Raw genomic sequence first — 23,079 nt, forward strand, 5'->3', positions numbered from 1 at the left:
ATTATTATTTATATTTTAAAGCTGTGAGCATGGCACGTAACATATTAGCTCGTAAATGATCTCGTAATGGTAACTCTATAGTAATAACAGTACGATCAAGTACGCTTAACATTAACTTCGCTTCTCGTTCCGAAATTACCTCTTCTTCAAGCAAACGAAGGATAATATTTTCAGAAACTACTTGGGGAACCTGATTTTTTACGATATTAAGCATCTCATTGATTAAATCAGCATGGGTTTCGGGTTTAACTTTAACAATTCTTATATAACCCCCTCCACCTCTCTTACTTTCCACAATATAACCCTTTTCAATCGTAAAGCGTGTGTTGATTACATAATTAATCTGCGAGGGAACACACTGAAATTTATCTGCAATCTCACTTCGCTTAATTTCAACTGCATCCCTGCCATCGACGGTTAATATCTTTTTTAAGTAAGCTTCGATTATATCGGAAACATTCCTCACTTAGTTCCCTCCTCTCCGTCCCCATACTGACTTTGACTATATTTGACGTTGAGTATATTATAACGCGTTTAATATGGATTGCAAAGAGACACGCTTATCACCTGCCTCTTATTAAAGCTTTACCAATTCTGCTGGTTTAAAGACTCATAATTCTCTTTTTATATGAATTTGTTTATTAGTCTTTAGCTTAGATAGATCTAGTGAGCATTCTTACTATTTAGTATGAATACCCTACTCAAACGCAATGCTAACTTCTTATTTGGGTTTTATATGTGGAAAAGACAAATATGATGGTATGGTGATAGGGGGCAGATTTACCTGAAGAAGATGGCGGATGAGGTTCTTGTACTCAAGAAATAGTAGGTTTATCCGCGATTCTGGTTTAAAGGGGATTAATTAGCTAAATGCTTTCAATTAAACCATACAAAAAAGCCAGAGACCCTATTGATCTCTGACTTTCTTTCAGTTGCCCAGCGACGTCCTACTCTTGCAGGGGGAGATCCCCCAACTACCATCGGCGCTGAAGAGCTTAACTTCCGTGTTCGGCATGGGAACGGGTGTGACCTCTTCGCCATCGTCACTAGACTAACAGGATGTTAGTTCAATGTTCACCACAGGACGTGGTGCACCTTAATCAAACTTCCTTGTTTCAGGTATTCCCTGAAAACTAGATAGCACGTACAACGTTTTCCAATATGTCCAGGTCCGTGAGCCAAACGGCTCACTTCGCTTTTCGTTTTTAGGTTAAGCCCTCGATCGATTAGTATTCGTCAGCTCCACGTGTTGCCACGCTTCCACCCCGAACCTATCTACCTCATCATCTCTAAGGGATCTTACCAGCTTAATGCTGTGGGAAATCTCATCTCGAGGGGGGCTTCATGCTTAGATGCTTTCAGCACTTATCCCTTCCACACGTAGCTACCCAGCTATGCTCCTGGCGGAACAACTGGTACACCAGCGGTGTGTCCATCCCGGTCCTCTCGTACTAAGGACAGCTCCTCTCAAATTTCCTGCGCCCGCGACGGATAGGGACCGAACTGTCTCACGACGTTCTGAACCCAGCTCGCGTACCGCTTTAATGGGCGAACAGCCCAACCCTTGGGACCTACTTCAGCCCCAGGATGCGATGAGCCGACATCGAGGTGCCAAACCTCCCCGTCGATGTGGACTCTTGGGGGAGATAAGCCTGTTATCCCCAGGGTAGCTTTTATCCGTTGAGCGATGGCCCTTCCATGCGGAACCACCGGATCACTAAGCCCGACTTTCGTCCCTGCTCGACTTGTAGGTCTCGCAGTCAAGCTCCCTTGTGCCTTTACACTCTGCGAATGATTTCCAACCATTCTGAGGGAACCTTTGGGCGCCTCCGTTACACTTTAGGAGGCGACCGCCCCAGTCAAACTGCCCACCTGACACTGTCTCCGCACCGGATCACGGTGCTGGGTTAGAATGTCAGTACAGCCAGGGTAGTATCCCACCGACGCCTCCATCGAACCTGGCGGTCCGACTTCTATGGCTCCTACCTATCCTGTACAAGCTGTACCAAAATCCAATATCAGGCTACAGTAAAGCTCCATGGGGTCTTTCCGTCCTGTCGCGGGTAACCTGCATCTTCACAGGTACTATAATTTCACCGGGTCTCTCGTTGAGACAGTATCCAAGTCGTTGCACCTTTCGTGCGGGTCGGAACTTACCCGACAAGGAATTTCGCTACCTTAGGACCGTTATAGTTACGGCCGCCGTTTACTGGGGCTTCGATTCAGAGCTTCTCCCGTAAGGGATAACCCCTCCTCTTAACCTTCCAGCACCGGGCAGGTGTCAGCCCCTATACTTCGCCTTACGGCTTTGCAGAGACCTGTGTTTTTGCTAAACAGTCGCTTGGATCTTTTCACTGCGGCTCCCCTGGGCTATTCACCCGAGGAAGCACCCCTTCTCCCGAAGTTACGGGGTCATTTTGCCGAGTTCCTTAACGAGAGTTCTCCCGATCGTCTTAGGATTCTCTCCTCGCCTACCTGTGTCGGTTTGCGGTACGGGCACCTCTTTCCTCACTAGAGGCTTTTCTTGGCAGTGTAGAATCAGGGACTTCGGTACTTAATTTCCCTCGCCATCACGACTCAGCCTTCACGGTGAACGGATTTGCCTATTCACCAGCCTAATCGCTTGGACGCGCATTTCCAACAGCGCGCTCTCCCTATCTTCCTGCGTCCCCCCGTCGTTCAAACGGAAAGGAGGTGGTACAGGAATATCAACCTGTTATCCATCGCCTACGCCTTTCGGCCTCGGCTTAGGTCCCGACTAACCCTGAGCGGACGAGCCTTCCTCAGGAAACCTTGGGCTTTCGACGGACAAGATTCTCACTTGTCTTTCGCTACTCATACCGGCATTCTCACTTCTAAGCGCTCCACCAGTCCTTTCGGTCTGACTTCACAGCCCTTAGAACGCTCTCCTACCATTGTCGTAAGACAATCCACAGCTTCGGTGATACGTTTAGCCCCGGTACATTTTCGGCGCAGCGTCACTCGACCAGTGAGCTATTACGCACTCTTTAAATGATGGCTGCTTCTAAGCCAACATCCTGGTTGTCTAAGCAACGCCACATCCTTTTCCACTTAACGTATACTTTGGGACCTTAGCTGGTGGTCTGGGCTGTTTCCCTCTCGACTACGGATCTTATCACTCGCAGTCTGACTCCCGCGGATAAATCGTTGGCATTCGGAGTTTGACTGGATTCGGTAATCCGGTAAGGACCCCTAGTCCAATCAGTGCTCTACCTCCAAGATTCTTGCCGCGAGGCTAGCCCTAAAGCTATTTCGGAGAGAACCAGCTATCTCCGGGTTCGATTGGCATTTCACCGCTACCCACACCTCATCCCCGCATTTTTCAACATGCGTGGGTTCGGGCCTCCATTCAGTGTTACCTGAACTTCACCCTGGACATGGGTAGATCACCCGGTTTCGGGTCTACAACCACGTACTCTGTCGCCCTATTCAGACTCGCTTTCGCTGCGGCTCCGCCTTATCAGCTTAACCTTGCACGGGATCGTAACTCGCCGGTTCATTCTACAAAAGGCACGCTGTCACCCATTAACGGGCTCCAACTAGTTGTAGGCACACGGTTTCAGGTTCTCTTTCACTCCCCTTCCGGGGTGCTTTTCACCTTTCCCTCACGGTACTGGTTCACTATCGGTCACTAGAGAGTATTTAGCCTTGGGAGATGGTCCTCCCAGATTCCGACGGGGTTTCACGTGTCCCGCCGTACTCAGGATCCGTCTCGGAGGGCAGCGGATTTTGACTACAGGATTGTTACCTTCTGTGATGGACCTTTCCAGGTCGCTTCGTCTATCCGTGCCTTTGTAACTCCAAAGAGACGTCCTACAACCCCAGAGGGCAAGCCCTCTGGTTTGGGCTGATTCCGTTTCGCTCGCCGCTACTCAGGAAATCGCATTTGCTTTCTCTTCCTCCGGGTAATGAGATGTTTCAGTTCCCCGGGTCTGCCTTCCATTCCCTATGTATTCAGAAATGGATACCATCCCATTACGGATGGTGGGTTCCCCCATTCGGAAATCTCCGGATCAAAGCGTACTTACAGCTCCCCGAAGCATATCGGTGTTCGTCCCGTCCTTCTTAGGCTTCTAGTGCCAAGGCATCCACCGTGCGCCCTTAGTAGCTTAACCTTAGACTACATTAGTCGCTTAACGCTTCTAACTTCGTCGATGCACATCGTTAGATGTGACTAACTACTAAAGATTTAACGCAAAAAAATAATAATTATTGGATGTCGTTGTTTATGCTATCTAGTTTTCAAGGAACATGGCTATCACTCGAATCGGCATTGCTGCTTCTTCGACTAGCCTGTTTTGAAAGAAGTAAATCATTCTTTCAAAACTAAACGAAACGCTCATGTAAGGTTGGTAACCAATGTTACCTCGTAATTCTCCATAGAAAGGAGGTGATCCAGCCGCACCTTCCGATACGGCTACCTTGTTACGACTTCACCCCAATCATTTGTCCCACCTTCGGCGGCTGGCTCCATAAAGGTTACCCCACCGACTTCGGGTGTTACAAACTCTCGTGGTGTGACGGGCGGTGTGTACAAGGCCCGGGAACGTATTCACCGCGGCATGCTGATCCGCGATTACTAGCAATTCCGGCTTCATGCAGGCGAGTTGCAGCCTGCAATCCGAACTGAGAACGGCTTTATGGGATTCGCTTCACCTCGCGGTGTTGCTGCCCTTTGTACCGTCCATTGTAGCACGTGTGTAGCCCAGGTCATAAGGGGCATGATGATTTGACGTCATCCCCACCTTCCTCCGGTTTGTCACCGGCAGTCACCTTAGAGTGCCCAACTGAATGCTGGCAACTAAGATCAAGGGTTGCGCTCGTTGCGGGACTTAACCCAACATCTCACGACACGAGCTGACGACAACCATGCACCACCTGTCACTCTGTCCCCCGAAGGGGAACGTCCTGTCTCCAGGATTGTCAGAGGATGTCAAGACCTGGTAAGGTTCTTCGCGTTGCTTCGAATTAAACCACATGCTCCACTGCTTGTGCGGGCCCCCGTCAATTCCTTTGAGTTTCAACCTTGCGGTCGTACTCCCCAGGCGGAGTGCTTAATGTGTTAACTTCAGCACTGAGGGTGGAACCCCCCAACACCTAGCACTCATCGTTTACGGCGTGGACTACCAGGGTATCTAATCCTGTTTGCTCCCCACGCTTTCGCGCCTCAGCGTCAGTTACAGACCAGAGAGCCGCCTTCGCCACTGGTGTTCCTCCACATATCTACGCATTTCACCGCTACACGTGGAATTCCACTCTCCTCTTCTGCACTCAAGTCCCCCAGTTTCCAATGACCCTCCACGGTTGAGCCGTGGGCTTTCACATCAGACTTAAAGGACCGCCTGCGCGCGCTTTACGCCCAATAATTCCGGACAACGCTTGCCACCTACGTATTACCGCGGCTGCTGGCACGTAGTTAGCCGTGGCTTTCTGGTTAGGTACCGTCAAGGTACCGCCCTATTCGAACGGTACTTGTTCTTCCCTAACAACAGAGCTTTACGACCCGAAGGCCTTCGTCACTCACGCGGCGTTGCTCCGTCAGACTTTCGTCCATTGCGGAAGATTCCCTACTGCTGCCTCCCGTAGGAGTCTGGGCCGTGTCTCAGTCCCAGTGTGGCCGATCACCCTCTCAGGTCGGCTACGCATCGTCGCCTTGGTAAGCCATTACCTTACCAACTAGCTAATGCGCCGCGGGCCCATCCTGCAGTGTTAGCCAGAGGCCAACTTTCAACATTGCACCATGCGGTGCGATGTATTACCCGGTATTAGCTCCGGTTTCCCGGAGTTATCCCAGTCTGCAGGGCAGGTTGCCCACGTGTTACTCACCCGTCCGCCGCTAAGATTTAGGAGCAAGCTCCCAAATCTTCGCTCGACTTGCATGTATTAGGCACGCCGCCAGCGTTCGTCCTGAGCCAGGATCAAACTCTCCGATAGAAAGCTTAATCTAGCTTTTAAAACAATGTTTGTTTCCGTAGAAACAACTACTTACATGGCGTTTCGTTCAGTTTTCAAAGATCGATTTTTATTTCAATGTCGTTTTCAGCGACTAGATCATCATAACATGTATGATTTGTCGATGTCAACAATATCTTTAAGAAAATTTGGTGGAGCCTAGCGGGATCGAACCGCTGACCTCCTGCGTGCAAGGCAGGCGCTCTCCCAGCTGAGCTAAGGCCCCATTTAGATGGTCGGGAAGACAGGATTTGAACCTGCGACCCCTTGGTCCCAAACCAAGTGCTCTACCAAGCTGAGCTACTTCCCGTCTAAAGAAGATAATTATACAAATGTAAAATGGTGCGCCCGAGAGAAGTCGAATCCCTAACCTTCTGATCCGTAGTCAGACGCTCTATCCAATTGAGCTACGGGCGCAAAATATTCTATTAAAATATGGAGCGGAAGACGGGATTCGAACCCGCGACCCCCACCTTGGCAAGGTGATGTTCTACCACTGAACTACTTCCGCAATTGGTGCGGGTGAAGGGACTTGAACCCCCACGTCGTAAGACACTAGATCCTAAGTCTAGCGCGTCTGCCAATTCCGCCACACCCGCAAATACATGGTGAGCCATGAAGGACTCGAACCTTCGACCCTCTGATTAAAAGTCAGATGCTCTACCAACTGAGCTAATGGCTCTTTTCATTAAGAAAAGCTGGTGCCGGCCAGAGGACTTGAACCCCCAACCTACTGATTACAAGTCAGTTGCTCTACCAATTGAGCTAGACCGGCAATATATGTAACCTTCGGGTTATATAGAAAATATGGTGGAGGATGACGGGCTCGAACCGCCGACCCTCTGCTTGTAAGGCAGATGCTCTCCCAACTGAGCTAATCCTCCACTATATAAGCCTGGCAACGTCCTACTCTTGCAGGGGGAGATCCCCCAACTACCATCGGCGCTGAAGAGCTTAACTTCCGTGTTCGGCATGGGAACGGGTGTGACCTCTTCGCCATCGTCACTAGACTAACAGGATGTTAGTTCAATGTTCACCACAGGACGTGGTGCACCTTAATCAAACTTCCTTGTTTCAGGTATTCCCTGAAAACTAGATAGCACGTACAACGTTTTCCAATATGTCCAGGTCCGTGAGCCAAACGGCTCACTTCGCTTTTCGTTTTTAGGTTAAGCCCTCGATCGATTAGTATTCGTCAGCTCCACGTGTTGCCACGCTTCCACCCCGAACCTATCTACCTCATCATCTCTAAGGGATCTTACCAGCTTAATGCTGTGGGAAATCTCATCTCGAGGGGGGCTTCATGCTTAGATGCTTTCAGCACTTATCCCTTCCACACGTAGCTACCCAGCTATGCTCCTGGCGGAACAACTGGTACACCAGCGGTGTGTCCATCCCGGTCCTCTCGTACTAAGGACAGCTCCTCTCAAATTTCCTGCGCCCGCGACGGATAGGGACCGAACTGTCTCACGACGTTCTGAACCCAGCTCGCGTACCGCTTTAATGGGCGAACAGCCCAACCCTTGGGACCTACTTCAGCCCCAGGATGCGATGAGCCGACATCGAGGTGCCAAACCTCCCCGTCGATGTGGACTCTTGGGGGAGATAAGCCTGTTATCCCCAGGGTAGCTTTTATCCGTTGAGCGATGGCCCTTCCATGCGGAACCACCGGATCACTAAGCCCGACTTTCGTCCCTGCTCGACTTGTAGGTCTCGCAGTCAAGCTCCCTTGTGCCTTTACACTCTGCGAATGATTTCCAACCATTCTGAGGGAACCTTTGGGCGCCTCCGTTACACTTTAGGAGGCGACCGCCCCAGTCAAACTGCCCACCTGACACTGTCTCCGCACCGGATCACGGTGCTGGGTTAGAATGTCAGTACAGCCAGGGTAGTATCCCACCGACGCCTCCATCGAACCTGGCGGTCCGACTTCTATGGCTCCTACCTATCCTGTACAAGCTGTACCAAAATCCAATATCAGGCTACAGTAAAGCTCCATGGGGTCTTTCCGTCCTGTCGCGGGTAACCTGCATCTTCACAGGTACTATAATTTCACCGGGTCTCTCGTTGAGACAGTATCCAAGTCGTTGCACCTTTCGTGCGGGTCGGAACTTACCCGACAAGGAATTTCGCTACCTTAGGACCGTTATAGTTACGGCCGCCGTTTACTGGGGCTTCGATTCAGAGCTTCTCCCGTAAGGGATAACCCCTCCTCTTAACCTTCCAGCACCGGGCAGGTGTCAGCCCCTATACTTCGCCTTACGGCTTTGCAGAGACCTGTGTTTTTGCTAAACAGTCGCTTGGATCTTTTCACTGCGGCTCCCCTGGGCTATTCACCCGAGGAAGCACCCCTTCTCCCGAAGTTACGGGGTCATTTTGCCGAGTTCCTTAACGAGAGTTCTCCCGATCGTCTTAGGATTCTCTCCTCGCCTACCTGTGTCGGTTTGCGGTACGGGCACCTCTTTCCTCACTAGAGGCTTTTCTTGGCAGTGTAGAATCAGGGACTTCGGTACTTAATTTCCCTCGCCATCACGACTCAGCCTTCACGGTGAACGGATTTGCCTATTCACCAGCCTAATCGCTTGGACGCGCATTTCCAACAGCGCGCTCTCCCTATCTTCCTGCGTCCCCCCGTCGTTCAAACGGAAAGGAGGTGGTACAGGAATATCAACCTGTTATCCATCGCCTACGCCTTTCGGCCTCGGCTTAGGTCCCGACTAACCCTGAGCGGACGAGCCTTCCTCAGGAAACCTTGGGCTTTCGACGGACAAGATTCTCACTTGTCTTTCGCTACTCATACCGGCATTCTCACTTCTAAGCGCTCCACCAGTCCTTTCGGTCTGACTTCACAGCCCTTAGAACGCTCTCCTACCATTGTCGTAAGACAATCCACAGCTTCGGTGATACGTTTAGCCCCGGTACATTTTCGGCGCAGCGTCACTCGACCAGTGAGCTATTACGCACTCTTTAAATGATGGCTGCTTCTAAGCCAACATCCTGGTTGTCTAAGCAACGCCACATCCTTTTCCACTTAACGTATACTTTGGGACCTTAGCTGGTGGTCTGGGCTGTTTCCCTCTCGACTACGGATCTTATCACTCGCAGTCTGACTCCCGCGGATAAATCGTTGGCATTCGGAGTTTGACTGGATTCGGTAATCCGGTAAGGACCCCTAGTCCAATCAGTGCTCTACCTCCAAGATTCTTGCCGCGAGGCTAGCCCTAAAGCTATTTCGGAGAGAACCAGCTATCTCCGGGTTCGATTGGCATTTCACCGCTACCCACACCTCATCCCCGCATTTTTCAACATGCGTGGGTTCGGGCCTCCATTCAGTGTTACCTGAACTTCACCCTGGACATGGGTAGATCACCCGGTTTCGGGTCTACAACCACGTACTCTGTCGCCCTATTCAGACTCGCTTTCGCTGCGGCTCCGCCTTATCAGCTTAACCTTGCACGGGATCGTAACTCGCCGGTTCATTCTACAAAAGGCACGCTGTCACCCATTAACGGGCTCCAACTAGTTGTAGGCACACGGTTTCAGGTTCTCTTTCACTCCCCTTCCGGGGTGCTTTTCACCTTTCCCTCACGGTACTGGTTCACTATCGGTCACTAGAGAGTATTTAGCCTTGGGAGATGGTCCTCCCAGATTCCGACGGGGTTTCACGTGTCCCGCCGTACTCAGGATCCGTCTCGGAGGGCAGCGGATTTTGACTACAGGATTGTTACCTTCTGTGATGGACCTTTCCAGGTCGCTTCGTCTATCCGTGCCTTTGTAACTCCAAAGAGACGTCCTACAACCCCAGAGGGCAAGCCCTCTGGTTTGGGCTGATTCCGTTTCGCTCGCCGCTACTCAGGAAATCGCATTTGCTTTCTCTTCCTCCGGGTAATGAGATGTTTCAGTTCCCCGGGTCTGCCTTCCATTCCCTATGTATTCAGAAATGGATACCATCCCATTACGGATGGTGGGTTCCCCCATTCGGAAATCTCCGGATCAAAGCGTACTTACAGCTCCCCGAAGCATATCGGTGTTCGTCCCGTCCTTCTTAGGCTTCTAGTGCCAAGGCATCCACCGTGCGCCCTTAGTAGCTTAACCTTAGACTACATTAGTCGCTTAACGCTTCTAACTTCGTCGATGCACATCGTTAGATGTGACTAACTACTAAAGATTTAACGCAAAAAAATAATAATTATTGGATGTCGTTGTTTATGCTATCTAGTTTTCAAGGAACATGGCTACTATTAGCAATGATGCTTTCACATCGTTATGATTAGTAGATGTAGTTGGTGGAGCCTAGCGGGATCGAACCGCTGACCTCCTGCGTGCAAGGCAGGCGCTCTCCCAGCTGAGCTAAGGCCCCGTTTTGTCCAAAAGGCAATATGCCAAAATGAACTTGACGTGTCAACGTGGATTTTTATGGTGGGCCTGAGTGGACTCGAACCACCGACCTCACGCTTATCAGGCGTGCGCTCTAACCAGCTGAGCTACAGGCCCATAAAAACTCATTAACAATATGATATCGAAAGAGGATTGCTCTTTCAAAACTAAACGAAACGCTCATGTAAGGTTGGTAACCAATGTTACCTCGTAATTCTCCATAGAAAGGAGGTGATCCAGCCGCACCTTCCGATACGGCTACCTTGTTACGACTTCACCCCAATCATTTGTCCCACCTTCGGCGGCTGGCTCCATAAAGGTTACCCCACCGACTTCGGGTGTTACAAACTCTCGTGGTGTGACGGGCGGTGTGTACAAGGCCCGGGAACGTATTCACCGCGGCATGCTGATCCGCGATTACTAGCAATTCCGGCTTCATGCAGGCGAGTTGCAGCCTGCAATCCGAACTGAGAACGGCTTTATGGGATTCGCTTCACCTCGCGGTGTTGCTGCCCTTTGTACCGTCCATTGTAGCACGTGTGTAGCCCAGGTCATAAGGGGCATGATGATTTGACGTCATCCCCACCTTCCTCCGGTTTGTCACCGGCAGTCACCTTAGAGTGCCCAACTAAATGCTGGCAACTAAGATCAAGGGTTGCGCTCGTTGCGGGACTTAACCCAACATCTCACGACACGAGCTGACGACAACCATGCACCACCTGTCACTCTGTCCCCCGAAGGGGAACGTCCTGTCTCCAGGATTGTCAGAGGATGTCAAGACCTGGTAAGGTTCTTCGCGTTGCTTCGAATTAAACCACATGCTCCACTGCTTGTGCGGGCCCCCGTCAATTCCTTTGAGTTTCAACCTTGCGGTCGTACTCCCCAGGCGGAGTGCTTAATGTGTTAACTTCAGCACTGAGGGTGGAACCCCCCAACACCTAGCACTCATCGTTTACGGCGTGGACTACCAGGGTATCTAATCCTGTTTGCTCCCCACGCTTTCGCGCCTCAGCGTCAGTTACAGACCAGAGAGCCGCCTTCGCCACTGGTGTTCCTCCACATATCTACGCATTTCACCGCTACACGTGGAATTCCACTCTCCTCTTCTGCACTCAAGTCCCCCAGTTTCCAATGACCCTCCACGGTTGAGCCGTGGGCTTTCACATCAGACTTAAAGGACCGCCTGCGCGCGCTTTACGCCCAATAATTCCGGACAACGCTTGCCACCTACGTATTACCGCGGCTGCTGGCACGTAGTTAGCCGTGGCTTTCTGGTTAGGTACCGTCAAGGTACCGCCCTATTCGAACGGTACTTGTTCTTCCCTAACAACAGAGCTTTACGACCCGAAGGCCTTCGTCACTCACGCGGCGTTGCTCCGTCAGACTTTCGTCCATTGCGGAAGATTCCCTACTGCTGCCTCCCGTAGGAGTCTGGGCCGTGTCTCAGTCCCAGTGTGGCCGATCACCCTCTCAGGTCGGCTACGCATCGTCGCCTTGGTAAGCCATTACCTTACCAACTAGCTAATGCGCCGCGGGCCCATCCTGCAGTGTTAGCCAGAGGCCAACTTTCAACATCACACCATGCGGTGCGATGTATTACCCGGTATTAGCTCCGGTTTCCCGGAGTTATCCCAGTCTGCAGGGCAGGTTGCCCACGTGTTACTCACCCGTCCGCCGCTAAGATTTGGGAGCAAGCTCCCAAATCTCCGCTCGACTTGCATGTATTAGGCACGCCGCCAGCGTTCGTCCTGAGCCAGGATCAAACTCTCCGATAGAAAGCTTAATCTAGCTTTTAAAACAATGTTTGTTTCCGTAGAAACAACTACTTACATGGCGTTTCGTTCAGTTTTCAAAGATCAATTCGTTTCTTTCAATGTCGTTTTCAGCGACTTTATTAGTGTAACACACAGGATAAGTCAGCGTCAATAATTTTTTTAAATTGTTTAAATCGTTTGTGCCGCGTTTTTAACGGCGAGTATTAATATACCATGTGTTGAAATATGTTGCAATACTTTTAATGAAAAAACGCATAAAAAAAATGAAGCCCGTTTGAGGACTTCATTTCAAGCTATATTATCTTTCAGTGTTTCTCATCTGAGGAAATAGGAGAACGTCTCTAATAGAAGGTGCATTTGTTAGAAGCATAACAAGACGATCGATACCAATACCTAATCCTCCGGTTGGTGGCAATCCGTATTCAAGAGCCTCGATAAAGTCATGATCCATCATATGTGCTTCATCATTTCCCTGCTCACGTTCTACTAACTGAGCTTCAAAACGCTCTCTTTGATCAATAGGATCATTAAGCTCCGTAAATGCATTCGCATGCTCACGCGCGACAATAAATAGTTCAAAACGATCTGTGAAGCGAGCATCTTCTGGATTTTTCTTTGCAAGTGGAGAAATAGCAACAGGATGACCATAAACAAATGTAGGCTGAATAAGTGTATCTTCTACCTTTTGTTCAAAGAATTCATTTACAACATGTCCAAATTCCATTGTTTCTTTCACATCGACTCCATGTTCTTTAGCAAGAGAACGGGCTTCTTCGTCAGTTATTTGCTGCCAGAAGTCTACACCCGTTACTTCCTTGACTGCATCTACCATGTGAAGTCTCTTCCACTCTGGCTCAAGGTTAATTTCATGTTCACCATATTGAATGGTTGTAGAACCAGTAACTTCTTTAGCAATATGAGCAACCATTTGCTCGGTTAATGACATAACATCTTTGTAATCGGCATACGCTTCATACAATTCAAGCATCGTAAACTCAGGATTGTGACGCGTTGAAACGCCCTCATTACGGAAGACGCGACCAATCTCATACACTCGCTCCATGCCGCCGACGATCAGACGCTTTAAGTGAAGCTCAATTGCAATACGCATGTACAATTCCATATCGAGCGCATTGTGATGCGTAACGAATGGGCGTGCAGATGCTCCCCCTGGAATAGAATGCATCATTGGAGTTTCTACTTCAAGGAATCCCTGATCATCTAGATAGCGTCTCATCGATTGAATGATACGACTTCTAGCAATAAAGGTTTCTTTTGAATCAGGACTCATAATCAGATCAAGGTAACGCTGGCGATAGCGCTGTTCTACATCTTTTAAGCCATGGAATTTATCTGGTAGTGGACGAAGAGACTTTGAAAGCAGGTGAAGATCACTTACTTTTACGGATAGCTCTCCTACTTTCGTTTTGAAGGCTTCACCGCTAACGCCAATGATATCCCCTATGTCCATTGAATCAAAAAGATCGTACTGCTCATCACCAACTGTATCTTTACGAACATATAATTGGATCTGGCCAGTTAAATCTTGAATATGAGTAAATCCAGCTTTTCCTTTTCCTCGCTTCGTCATAATTCTACCCGCTAGCGAAACTGTCTTTTCTTGCTCGGCAAGCTCTTCTTTTGAAAAAGAATCAAACTCTTCTAGCATTTTGCTTGCGGTATGAGAACGGTCAAATCGATGTCCGAATGGATCGATGTTTTTGTCTTTAAGAACATCCAGCTTTTCTCGTCTTACTCTTAGAAGGTCATTAAGTTCAAGCTCTTGACTCATCTCTATCACTCCTGTCAAATCTATGTTTATCCCGCTATAACTTTATCGGAAAGCAGTATGAATAGCAAGCATTCCTTAATCAAAAAGTAATGACAAATGCCCCGGGTGTATCATGTTATATATGAAGAAAACTGCCAGTAAAGTCTACTAGCAGTCGGTTATTTCCTAGCAGTAGTATAGGAAATGTTAGTTTGAAAGTCAAACCGCCTGTTTGGATTCAATCTCTTCAATAAAACCATAAAGCAGTTCAGCCAGACCATCTCTCGTATTCGTTTCATTAATCGCGTTACGAACCTTGCCGTTACCTCGAAGTCCCTTCAAATACCAGGCTGCATGCTTGCGCATCTCACGAACGGCCACATTTTCACCTTTAAGCAAAACAAGGCGGTCTAAATGGAGCATCGCAACATCAATTTTTTCTCGAGGGGTTGGATCATCAAGGATTTTGCCTGTCTCAAGGAATTGAACGGTACGATAAAGCATCCATGGGTTACCTAGAGCTCCTCGTCCAATCATGACACCATCTACACCTGTGGTATCCAGCATTCTCTTAGCGTCCTGAGGAGTTTTAACATCTCCATTTCCAATTACCGGAATAGATACAGACTCCTTCACACGCCTAATAATATCCCAATCCGCTTCACCTTCATACATTTGCACACGCGTACGTCCGTGAAGAGCTACTGCTTTCCCGCCTGCAGCCTCAATCGCTTTAGCGTTTTCGATCGCATAGATGTGCTCCTCATCCCATCCTGTGCGCATCTTAACAGTAACAGGCTTTTCAACTTCCTTCGTCACTGCTGAAACCATTTCATAAATCTTCTCTGGATCCAGAAGCCATTTTGCTCCAGCATCACATTTTGTAATTTTAGGAACAGGGCATCCCATATTAATATCGATTATGTCAGCATTAGTTGCTTGATCAACATAACGAGCCGCTCCAACAAGGGTTTCTTTTTCTCCTCCAAAAATCTGAAGACTCATTGGTTTTTCACGATCGTCCACATACAGCATATCCATTGTTTTATCGTTCTTGTGCAGAACTGCTTTATCACTAACCATTTCCGCACATACCAAACCAGCACCAAATTCCCGTGCGATCAGACGAAATGCCGGATTACATACACCAGCCATCGGTGCAAGTACAACAGGGTTTTTAAGTGTGATATCTCCTATCTTTAACATGCCTTCACCTCATTTCTTATTTCTGTTATTTCTGTTCAGTAGGGAAAAGCTCTTCAAGTGAAACTCGGAGCTGTTTAGCTACTAATTGCATAAAATCATTGGTTGGCTTACGATTTCCACGCTCGATTTCTCCAAGAACGGAAACCGAAACACCCAGGTCTTTAGCAAGCTGTTCTTGAGTATAACCTTTTAGCTTTCGAAAAGCCCGAATACGTCTCCCGTAGATTTCTGCTTCCATAGACGTACACCTTCTTTATCTTCTATATGATTATAATAGGCATCAATTCGCTTATTGGTAGTCGGGATAATTACATCCGGACTCAGTTCATGCAAAGGGATGATAACAAATCCCCGCTGAAGAAGTCGCGGATGAGGAATGACAAGACCCTCTGCTACAATATTCTCGTGATTATAGAGCAAAATGTCAAGGTCTATTGTTCGAGGACCCCAGCGAATATCTCGCTCCCTACCAAGAGATTGTTCAATCCCTTGAAGAATTTCAAGCAATTGAAAAGCATTCATTTCGGTTTCCAATAATGCCACCATATTAAGAAAAGCCGCCTGTTCTGTCACGCCAACCGGAGCTGTTTCATACAGCGAAGATGTATCAGCGATGTTCACTCCAGGATATTCTTGAATTCTTTTTAAAGATGTTTTAATATAACTTTCTCGATCCCCTATATTGGAACCAATACCAATAAATACGCTATTCATTTCGCTTCCTCTTCATCTCAATCGCAACTGAGTCATAATGACCATCAATGGGCGGATCGGGTTTAATGACCTTTACAGTACAGGCCTCCACAATATCAAACGTCTCGAACATTTTCTTAATCATTTCTTCAGCAATCGTTTCAACGAGCTTTCTCGGTTTGCCTTCTACGATCTCTTTAATCGTGTTATACGCATCAGCGTAGTTAACCGTATAATTTAAATCATCAGATTCACTTGCTTTAGAAAGATCTGCTTCAAGCGTAAGGTCTACATAAAAACGCTGGCCAAGCTTATTTTCTTCAGGAAAAACGCCGTGATAACCGTAAAATTTCATTCCGTTCAGATAGATCTTATCCATTCACTTCAGCCTCCTTTAGTCATTAAGCTCTGGCTTAAGCATAGCATCCATCATTCTAGCCATTTTCGCAATTGGATTTACATCATGTACCCTAACAATTTGACAGCCTCTTTCGATACCAAGGCACACCGTTGCTCCGGTACCTTCCATTCTTTCATGGGGTGGAGCGTTCAGAGTTTTCGCGACGATCGACTTTCTAGAGGTGCCAAGTAAAACAGGGTAGCCGAGTGCAGCGAACTCATCAAGTCTTCGCATCACTTCAAGATTCTGCTCATACGTTTTAGCAAATCCGATGCCTGGATCAAGGATAATGTTTCGATCCAATACCCCTGCCTGACGAACGATAGAAATACTCTCTTCGATGTCTCTTTTCACATCAGACATAATATCTCCGTAATCAGTATCATAACGGTTATGCATCAAGATGATCGGCACTGCATGCTCTGCAGCAACCATACCCATTTCAGGATCTGCTTTTGCACCCCACACATCGTTAATGATATCTGCCCCTGCAAGGATAGCCTGGTTCGCAACCTCAGCCTTATACGTATCAATGGAAATCGGGACATCAACCGCCTTACGAATAGCTTTAATAACAGGGATGACACGCTCAAGCTCTTCATTTAGAGAAACAGGGACAGCTCCCGGTCGAGTAGATTCGCCGCCAATATCAACTAAATCTGCTCCTTCAGAAACTAGCTGCAGCGCATGTGCCGCTGCCTGTTCTGACGTGTTGTACTTTCCTCCGTCGGAAAAAGAATCCGGTGTTGCATTCACAATTCCCATTACCCATGTTTTCTGATTCCAATCAATTAGCCTGTCCCGCCATTCCATCACCATTGGATGGTTCGTCTGTTTATCAATTACCGTCGCCAAACGGCTCACTCCTTTACGTCCAATTGTTTCTGGTTAGTAATCAGTTCGACTAAGTAACGAAGTACGATGTTGTTCATATTGAACGATAAGCCTGTTTGTAACAGAACCATTCAAGCCCGGAAGAGGGACGTGTTCAACCTGCCACAATGGAACAATTTCCTGAATCGAATTTGTTACAAATACTTCGTCAGCTTCTAGTAGTACCTGTTTATCATAGTTTCCTTCTACAACCGGAATTCCAAGTCTTTTACAAGCGTGCATAATATATTGACGTGTGATGCCATTGAGTATTCCGGTCTCAAGGGAGGGCGTATAGAGCTTTTCATCCTTGACCCAGAACAAATTGGAGACAATTCCTTCAGCAAGAAAGCCTTCTTGAGATAAAAAGATACCCTCAATAGATGGCTCATCTCCAACCTCGCGCTTTGCAAGGATATTGTTGAGATAGTGATGTGATTTTAACCTCAATGCTCCCTCCGGAGAATTCCTTTTTAGAGATAGAATGATGCCGCGCTTTTCTTTTCGTACAGGTTCACCAATTGGCTTCACATAAATAATCATTGTAGGAGATTGATAAGGGTCTGTTCGAAGCCCAACCTCACCAGCCCCTGCCGAAATATTCAATCGAATATAAGCATCCCTCATCTGGTTCGCATTTATAGTCCACATCACTTCATCAAGTAATTCCGTTTTCGTGTACGGTAAGGAGATTTGCAGCTCTTCAAGGGAAGTGATTAATCGGTTGAAATGATCATCAAATAAAAAAGGATGCCCATTATACGTTCGGAAAGTCTCAAAGACGCCAACTCCGTAGAGGTAACCATGGTCAAAAGCTGAAATGACCGCATCCTTCTCATCAAGCACATGTCCATTAATATTTATAAGCATTTTTACGATGCGTTTCAATGAAGTTCTTGAGGAGGGTTTTCCCGGTGCCAGTCATAATGGATTCAGGATGAAATTGAACCCCTTCAATCGCCAGCTCCTTATGTCGAATGGCCATAATTTCGCCTTCTTCCGTCCAGGCGCTGATTTCAAAACAGTCCGGAAGCGTTTCTTTTTTAACAATCAATGAATGATACCTTGTGGCTGTAAATGGATTTTCGATTCCTTTAAAAACACTCCTGCCATCATGATGCATTTCAGATGTTTTTCCGTGCATTAGCCGCTCCGCTTTAATAACATCTCCTCCGAACACCTGAGCGATAGACTGATGCCCGAGGCAAACTCCAAAGATCGGGATCTCACCTGCAAAACGGGAGATGACTTCCATGCTGATTCCGGCTTCATTCGGGCTGCATGGACCAGGGGACACCATAATAAATGCAGGATTAAGTCTTTCAATTTCCTCTATGGTGATCTGATCGTTCCGTTTCACGATAAGTTCCTCACCCATTTCTCCAAGGTACTGCACAAGGTTATACGTAAATGAATCATAATTATCGATCATCAAAATCATGTTAATTCCTCCTCTAAGCTAATCTCTGCTGAACTCTTCAGTTAACTCTTTCGCTTTCCAGAGCGCTCTTGCTTTCTTTAAAGACTCCTTATACTCTGCTTCAGGATTGGAATCAATTACAATTCCAGCCCCTGCCTGGACATGGGCGATATGATCTTTTATCACCATTGTACGAATAGCGATGTTCAACTCCATATCATCATTAAATCCGATCCACCCAATAGAACCAGTGTAAACGCCACGACGTACTGGCTCAAGTTCTTCTATAATTTCCATCGTTCTAACTTTCGGGGCCCCTGTAATCGTTCCACCAGGAAAAGTGGCTTTTATTGCATCAAAGGCTGAATTTCCAGGAGCGGATGTTCCACGAACATTTGAAACAATGTGTTGAACGTGCGAGTATTTTTCAATCACCATAAACTCATCTACTTCCACTGTTCCATAGGAGCAAACACGCCCTAAATCATTCCGTTCAAGATCAACTAGCATGACGTGCTCAGCACGTTCTTTTTCATTTTCAATGAGAGTCCGTGCGAGGCGTTCATCTTCTAGATTATCTTTACCCCTTGACCTCGTTCCTGCGATGGGTCTCGTACTAAGCTCGTCACCTTTTTTCTTTATGAGAAGCTCTGGAGAAGCGCTCACAAGATCAAATTCATTTGTATGAATAAAGGCCATATACGGGGAAGGATTAATTTCTTTCAGTTTTTCATAAACTGCTAGCGGTTCTGAATACAATCTTCGTGACTCTCTAAGTGAAAGGTTTACCTGAAACACATCGCCAGCTGAAATGTACTCCTGTACTTTCCTAACAGCATCAGCAAAAGTCGCTTCGCTCATTGAAAAAATTGGTTTATCCTCATTTTTAAATAAAGCAGGGCGATCGGCGATAACCTTTATAGGTTTCGACCATTCATTGCTGTATGCTGCTAGCCGCATTTGTGCTTCGCTTTCCTTCCCGACTTCTACCTGGGCGATCAACCAGAGCTTCTGTTTCATATGGTCATAAACCCCAACGTCTTCATACACAATAAAGGAAAGCTCTGGCAATTCAAGATCATCTTTTGATAACTCTGGTAACGTCTCAATCTGTCGAGATATATCATAGCTCAAGAACCCCATGGCTCCACCCTGGAAATCTGGCAGATGTTCATCCGTTTCACTCACTTGATGCTCCATCCACCACTGCATCAAATCAAGTAAATTCCCCTTATGGATTTCTTCCTTCCCATTTTCAATAATAGAAAGAGTACGACCATGACCGGATAAATAGGCCATCGGTTTGATTCCAAACATACTATAACGACCACCACGCGTACTGTCCAAAAGGATGTGCTCTTTCCTGTTATCGATAAACTGTTTATATCGCGCAAACCACTCATCAGCTTCTAGTTCAAGTGTCTCGTAGATCGGAATGCGAGCTGTTTTTTCTAGATGTAGCACTATCTTTACACCCCTATTCACATGCTAAGCCTTAGCTCCTGCTCAGTTTATCCCTCTATTTTACATGAAGTCGCCTGATGCTTCATCCTTTTTATGCTCCCCAAATGTTAGATTAATGCACATTAGAAAAACCTGGCTATTCCTCAGTTGTTTTTTTCAATAAGAAGATGTTACCTATAAAAAAACAGCCCTATAAAAGGACTGCTCAGATGATTATTACTCGTCGTCAAATTGGAAAAGCGGTGTACTAAGATAACGCTCACCATTACTTGGAATCACTGCAAGTACTTTCTTACCTTTACCAAGCTTTTTGGCTACCTCAAGTGCTGCGTATATAGCTGCACCAGATGAAATACCACCTAGTACGCCTTCTTCACGAGCGGCTTTTCTTGCCCATTCAAAAGCCTGCTCATTTTGAACTTGAATCACCTCATCATACAATTCGGTGTCAAGAATTGAAGGAATAAATCCAGCGCCAATTCCCTGGATTTTATGAGGACCGGGCTTCCCACCAGACAAGATCGGGGAATCTGTTGGTTCTACGGCATAAAGCTTGATAGATGGGAAATGCTCTTTCAAGACTTCTCCTGCCCCTGTTATCGTACCACCTGTACCGATTCCGGAAACAAAAGCATCAAGCTGATCCATCTGATCGACAATCTCTTTACCTGTTGTGCGACGATGTACTTCTGGATTTGCCTCATTCTTGAACTGCTGTGGCATGAAATACCCATGTTCCTTAGCTAGCTCTTCTGCCTTACGGATTGCTCCACCCATTCCTTCAGAACCTGGAGTTAGCACAAGCTTGGCTCCGTAAGCCTTCAATAGATTACGACGCTCCATACTCATCGTATCAGGCATTACTAATACTGCCTGATAACCTTTTGCAGCTGCAACCATCGCAAGACCAATACCAGTGTTTCCACTTGTAGGCTCTACGAACGTCTCCCCAGCTTTGAGTTCACCATTCTCTTCAGCAGCCTCAATCATAGCTAGTGCTATACGATCTTTGACGCTGCTTCCTGGATTCATGAATTCCAGCTTTAAATAGACCTCTGCATGGTTGTCATCTGTGATGCGATTCAGTTTTACAATTGGTGTTTGACCGATTAAATCTGTAATTGAATTTGCTACTCTCATCATCACGCCTCCTAAAACCCGAGTGTTTTTATAGGGATTATCTATTTAAAAGAATAGCATTTAGTTCAAATAGTGTCAATTTTGAATTTATTATAATTTGCTTTCAGTGTACAATTCTTTTAGCTCTTCTTTTGAAAAATGATAATGAGCATTACAGAAGTGACAGGCTGTTTCAGCTTCGCCATCTTCTTCAATCATACTGCTAATTTCTTCCTTACCTAGACCCATAATACCGTTTGAAAAGCGTTCTTTCGAACAGCTGCACTCAAATTTAACTGGCATTTTATCAAGGATTTTAATATTCTCTTCTCCAAGTAGCTCATTTAAAATCTCCTCAGGTGTTTTCCCAGCCTGGATGAGCATAGAAATCGGTGGAATAGCTTCGATTCGTTTCTCAATAAAACGGATTGTTTCCTCTGCAGCACCCGGAAGTAATTGAATCATAAAACCGCCAGCTGCAAGAATCGAGTTATCAGGATTAACAAGAACACCCACGCCTACAGAGGAAGGTACCTGCTCTGAAGTCACGAGATAATAAGTAAAGTCATCACCAAGTTCTCCAGATACGATCGGAACCTGACCTGTGAATTTTTCTCGCATGCCAATATCCTTCACAACAGAGAGAAAACCATCGCGTCCAACAGCACGAGCCACATCAAGCTTTCCGCTATCATTTAAATCGAAGTGAACGTGTGGATTACTTACGTAACCACGCGTTTCACCCTGCGCGTTGGCATCGACAATAATAGCTCCAATTGGACCACCGCCCTCGATTTTCACAGTGATTTTTTCTTTACCTTTAAGTCCAGTTGCTAACATTGTAGATGCAGTCATCGCACGTCCAAGCGCAGCAGAAGCTGTTGGCCATGTTGTGTGTCGTCGCTGTGCCTCTCCAACCATTTCAGTACTTGTTATCGCATAAGCTCTGACATTGCCATCGAACGCCAGGGCTTTAATTAAATAGTCATTCATTTTACAGTATCTCCTTTCACTAACGGGCATGAGCCCACTTACACGATACATGATTTTTTCGAGAAGTTCCATTCAGACAGACTGAGGGCTCTCATCTTCCTACTCTGCCCCTTAATAGAGCCAAACTTTCTAATATTTATGAAAAAAATGAAAAACGCATCCCTTTATCGGTATGCGTTTAACTCTTCTTTGTTTTTATTATAAATTAAGTGAAGGCCTTTTAGCGTCAAGAATGGATCAACAATATCAATAAGATCGCATTCTTCTGCAATTAATGAAGCAAGTCCACCCGTTGCAATGACCGTTGGCTCTTTAGGTGAATGCTTTTTCATTCTAGAGACAATGCCCTCTACCTGCCCCACATAACCATATAGCGTTCCACTCTGCATGGCGCTAACAGTATTTTTTCCTACGATATGGTTTGGCTTCGCAATTTCAATTCGCGGTAGTTTTGCCGCATGCATATAAAGGGCTTCCGTAGAAATATTAATCCCCGGTGCTATCGCACCGCCTACATATTGTTTATGCTCATCAATATAGCAATAGGTTGTGGCAGTACCAAAATCCACGATAATAAGCGGCGCACCATAGAGGTGGATTCCTGCAACCGCATTAACGATTCGGTCAGCCCCTACCTCTTTCGGGTTATCATATTTTATATTTAATCCTGTTTTTATTCCAGGACCAATCACCAATGGTTTATGGTGAAAATACTTCTGGCACATACGCTCAAGCGCGAACATAATCGGTGGAACCACAGAAGAGATTATTATTCCGTCTACATCATCAAAAGAAAGCTCTTCATGATTAAACAATCCTTTAATAACCATTGCATACTCATCTTCCGTTTGCTTCCTGCTCGTTCCCATTCGCCAGTGATGCGTAAGTTCTTCCCCTTCGTATACACCTAGAACAATGTTCGTATTCCCTACATCAAGCACAAGTATCATATTATCACCTTATTTAAAAATTTAGCTGCTTCTGTCATACTCCCTATAGTTATACCATAAATTGT

General features: G+C 46.7%; 13 protein-coding genes, 10 tRNA genes and 6 rRNA genes. All 29 read right to left on the bottom strand.

What is annotated here, in order from left to right; genetic code table 11:
• Nucleotides 1-4 precede the first annotated feature (4 nt).
• Nucleotides 5-466: a CtsR family transcriptional regulator gene (locus tag ABFG93_RS11035; protein WP_347548121.1), complete on the bottom strand. Its 462-nt coding sequence runs from the start codon at nucleotides 464-466 to the stop codon at nucleotides 5-7.
• Between the two features lie 468 nt (nucleotides 467-934).
• Nucleotides 935-1,051, bottom strand: a 5S ribosomal RNA gene (gene rrf, locus ABFG93_RS11040).
• Nucleotides 1,052-1,206: 155 nt separating this feature from the next.
• Nucleotides 1,207-4,136: ribosomal RNA gene (locus ABFG93_RS11045) — 23S ribosomal RNA — on the bottom strand.
• Between the two features lie 268 nt (nucleotides 4,137-4,404).
• A 16S ribosomal RNA gene (locus tag ABFG93_RS11050) occupies nucleotides 4,405-5,955 on the bottom strand.
• Between the two features lie 168 nt (nucleotides 5,956-6,123).
• A tRNA-Ala gene (locus ABFG93_RS11055) sits at nucleotides 6,124-6,199 on the bottom strand.
• Nucleotides 6,200-6,206: 7 nt separating this feature from the next.
• Nucleotides 6,207-6,283, bottom strand: a tRNA-Pro gene (locus tag ABFG93_RS11060).
• A gap of 30 nt (nucleotides 6,284-6,313) precedes the next feature.
• Nucleotides 6,314-6,390: transfer RNA gene (locus tag ABFG93_RS11065), tRNA-Arg, on the bottom strand.
• 19 nt (nucleotides 6,391-6,409) lie between these two features.
• A tRNA-Gly gene (locus ABFG93_RS11070) sits at nucleotides 6,410-6,484 on the bottom strand.
• A 3-nt stretch (nucleotides 6,485-6,487) separates the two neighbouring features.
• Nucleotides 6,488-6,572, bottom strand: a tRNA-Leu gene (locus ABFG93_RS11075).
• Between the two features lie 7 nt (nucleotides 6,573-6,579).
• A tRNA-Lys gene (locus ABFG93_RS11080) sits at nucleotides 6,580-6,655 on the bottom strand.
• A gap of 17 nt (nucleotides 6,656-6,672) precedes the next feature.
• Nucleotides 6,673-6,748 (bottom strand) — tRNA-Thr (locus ABFG93_RS11085).
• Nucleotides 6,749-6,781: 33 nt separating this feature from the next.
• A tRNA-Val gene (locus tag ABFG93_RS11090) sits at nucleotides 6,782-6,857 on the bottom strand.
• A gap of 9 nt (nucleotides 6,858-6,866) precedes the next feature.
• A 5S ribosomal RNA gene (rrf, locus tag ABFG93_RS11095) occupies nucleotides 6,867-6,983 on the bottom strand.
• Between the two features lie 155 nt (nucleotides 6,984-7,138).
• Nucleotides 7,139-10,068, bottom strand: a 23S ribosomal RNA gene (locus tag ABFG93_RS11100).
• Between the two features lie 189 nt (nucleotides 10,069-10,257).
• Nucleotides 10,258-10,333, bottom strand: a tRNA-Ala gene (locus ABFG93_RS11105).
• A gap of 57 nt (nucleotides 10,334-10,390) precedes the next feature.
• Nucleotides 10,391-10,467 (bottom strand) — tRNA-Ile (locus tag ABFG93_RS11110).
• A 107-nt stretch (nucleotides 10,468-10,574) separates the two neighbouring features.
• A 16S ribosomal RNA gene (locus ABFG93_RS11115) occupies nucleotides 10,575-12,125 on the bottom strand.
• Together the 16S, 23S and 5S rRNA genes with 10 tRNA genes alongside form the textbook arrangement of a ribosomal RNA operon.
• Before the next feature lie 298 nt (nucleotides 12,126-12,423).
• Nucleotides 12,424-13,917: a lysine--tRNA ligase gene (gene lysS, locus ABFG93_RS11120; RefSeq protein ID WP_347548122.1), complete on the bottom strand. Its 1,494-nt coding sequence runs from the start codon at nucleotides 13,915-13,917 to the stop codon at nucleotides 12,424-12,426.
• Between the two features lie 198 nt (nucleotides 13,918-14,115).
• Nucleotides 14,116-15,102, bottom strand: coding sequence for a tRNA dihydrouridine synthase DusB (gene dusB / locus ABFG93_RS11125; RefSeq protein ID WP_347548123.1), 987 nt, complete (start codon nucleotides 15,100-15,102; stop codon nucleotides 14,116-14,118).
• 25 nt (nucleotides 15,103-15,127) lie between these two features.
• Nucleotides 15,128-15,340 (bottom strand): helix-turn-helix domain-containing protein, encoded by a 213-nt coding sequence (locus tag ABFG93_RS11130; RefSeq protein WP_347548124.1) that lies wholly within the window; start codon nucleotides 15,338-15,340, stop codon nucleotides 15,128-15,130.
• Nucleotides 15,292-15,816, bottom strand: coding sequence for a 2-amino-4-hydroxy-6-hydroxymethyldihydropteridine diphosphokinase (folK, locus tag ABFG93_RS11135; RefSeq protein WP_347548125.1), 525 nt, complete (start codon nucleotides 15,814-15,816; stop codon nucleotides 15,292-15,294). The genes ABFG93_RS11130 and folK overlap by 49 nt, the downstream gene beginning before the upstream one ends.
• On the bottom strand, nucleotides 15,809-16,174 hold the full coding sequence (folB, locus tag ABFG93_RS11140; protein ID WP_347548126.1) for a dihydroneopterin aldolase: 366 nt from the start codon (nucleotides 16,172-16,174) through the stop codon (nucleotides 15,809-15,811). Before folB ends, folK begins: the two co-directional genes overlap by 8 nt.
• Nucleotides 16,175-16,189: 15 nt before the next feature.
• Nucleotides 16,190-17,014, bottom strand: coding sequence for a dihydropteroate synthase (folP, locus tag ABFG93_RS11145; RefSeq protein WP_347552817.1), 825 nt, complete (start codon nucleotides 17,012-17,014; stop codon nucleotides 16,190-16,192).
• 69 nt (nucleotides 17,015-17,083) lie between these two features.
• Nucleotides 17,084-17,938 carry an aminodeoxychorismate lyase gene (pabC, locus tag ABFG93_RS11150; RefSeq protein ID WP_347552818.1) on the bottom strand — a complete coding sequence of 285 codons (855 nt, stop codon included), beginning with the start codon at nucleotides 17,936-17,938 and terminating at the stop codon, nucleotides 17,084-17,086.
• Nucleotides 17,922-18,509, bottom strand: coding sequence for an aminodeoxychorismate/anthranilate synthase component II (gene pabA, locus ABFG93_RS11155; protein ID WP_347548127.1), 588 nt, complete (start codon nucleotides 18,507-18,509; stop codon nucleotides 17,922-17,924). Before pabA ends, pabC begins: the two co-directional genes overlap by 17 nt.
• Nucleotides 18,510-18,527: 18 nt before the next feature.
• A complete protein-coding gene (locus tag ABFG93_RS11160) occupies nucleotides 18,528-19,952 on the bottom strand; it encodes an anthranilate synthase component I family protein (RefSeq protein ID WP_431521993.1) in 1,425 nt (474 codons plus the stop codon).
• 216 nt (nucleotides 19,953-20,168) lie between these two features.
• Complete coding sequence (gene cysK / locus ABFG93_RS11165; protein WP_347548128.1) at nucleotides 20,169-21,095, bottom strand: cysteine synthase A; 927 nt, start codon at nucleotides 21,093-21,095, stop codon at nucleotides 20,169-20,171.
• Nucleotides 21,096-21,182: 87 nt separating this feature from the next.
• Nucleotides 21,183-22,064, bottom strand: coding sequence for an Hsp33 family molecular chaperone HslO (gene hslO, locus ABFG93_RS11170; protein WP_347548129.1), 882 nt, complete (start codon nucleotides 22,062-22,064; stop codon nucleotides 21,183-21,185).
• 164 nt (nucleotides 22,065-22,228) lie between these two features.
• Complete coding sequence (locus tag ABFG93_RS11175; protein WP_347548130.1) at nucleotides 22,229-23,014, bottom strand: type III pantothenate kinase; 786 nt, start codon at nucleotides 23,012-23,014, stop codon at nucleotides 22,229-22,231.
• Nucleotides 23,015-23,079 lie beyond the last annotated feature (65 nt).

It is taken from the genome of Pseudalkalibacillus hwajinpoensis (assembly GCF_039851965.1).
In the GTDB taxonomy this organism is placed as follows: domain Bacteria; phylum Bacillota; class Bacilli; order Bacillales; family Guptibacillaceae; genus Guptibacillus; species Guptibacillus hwajinpoensis_E.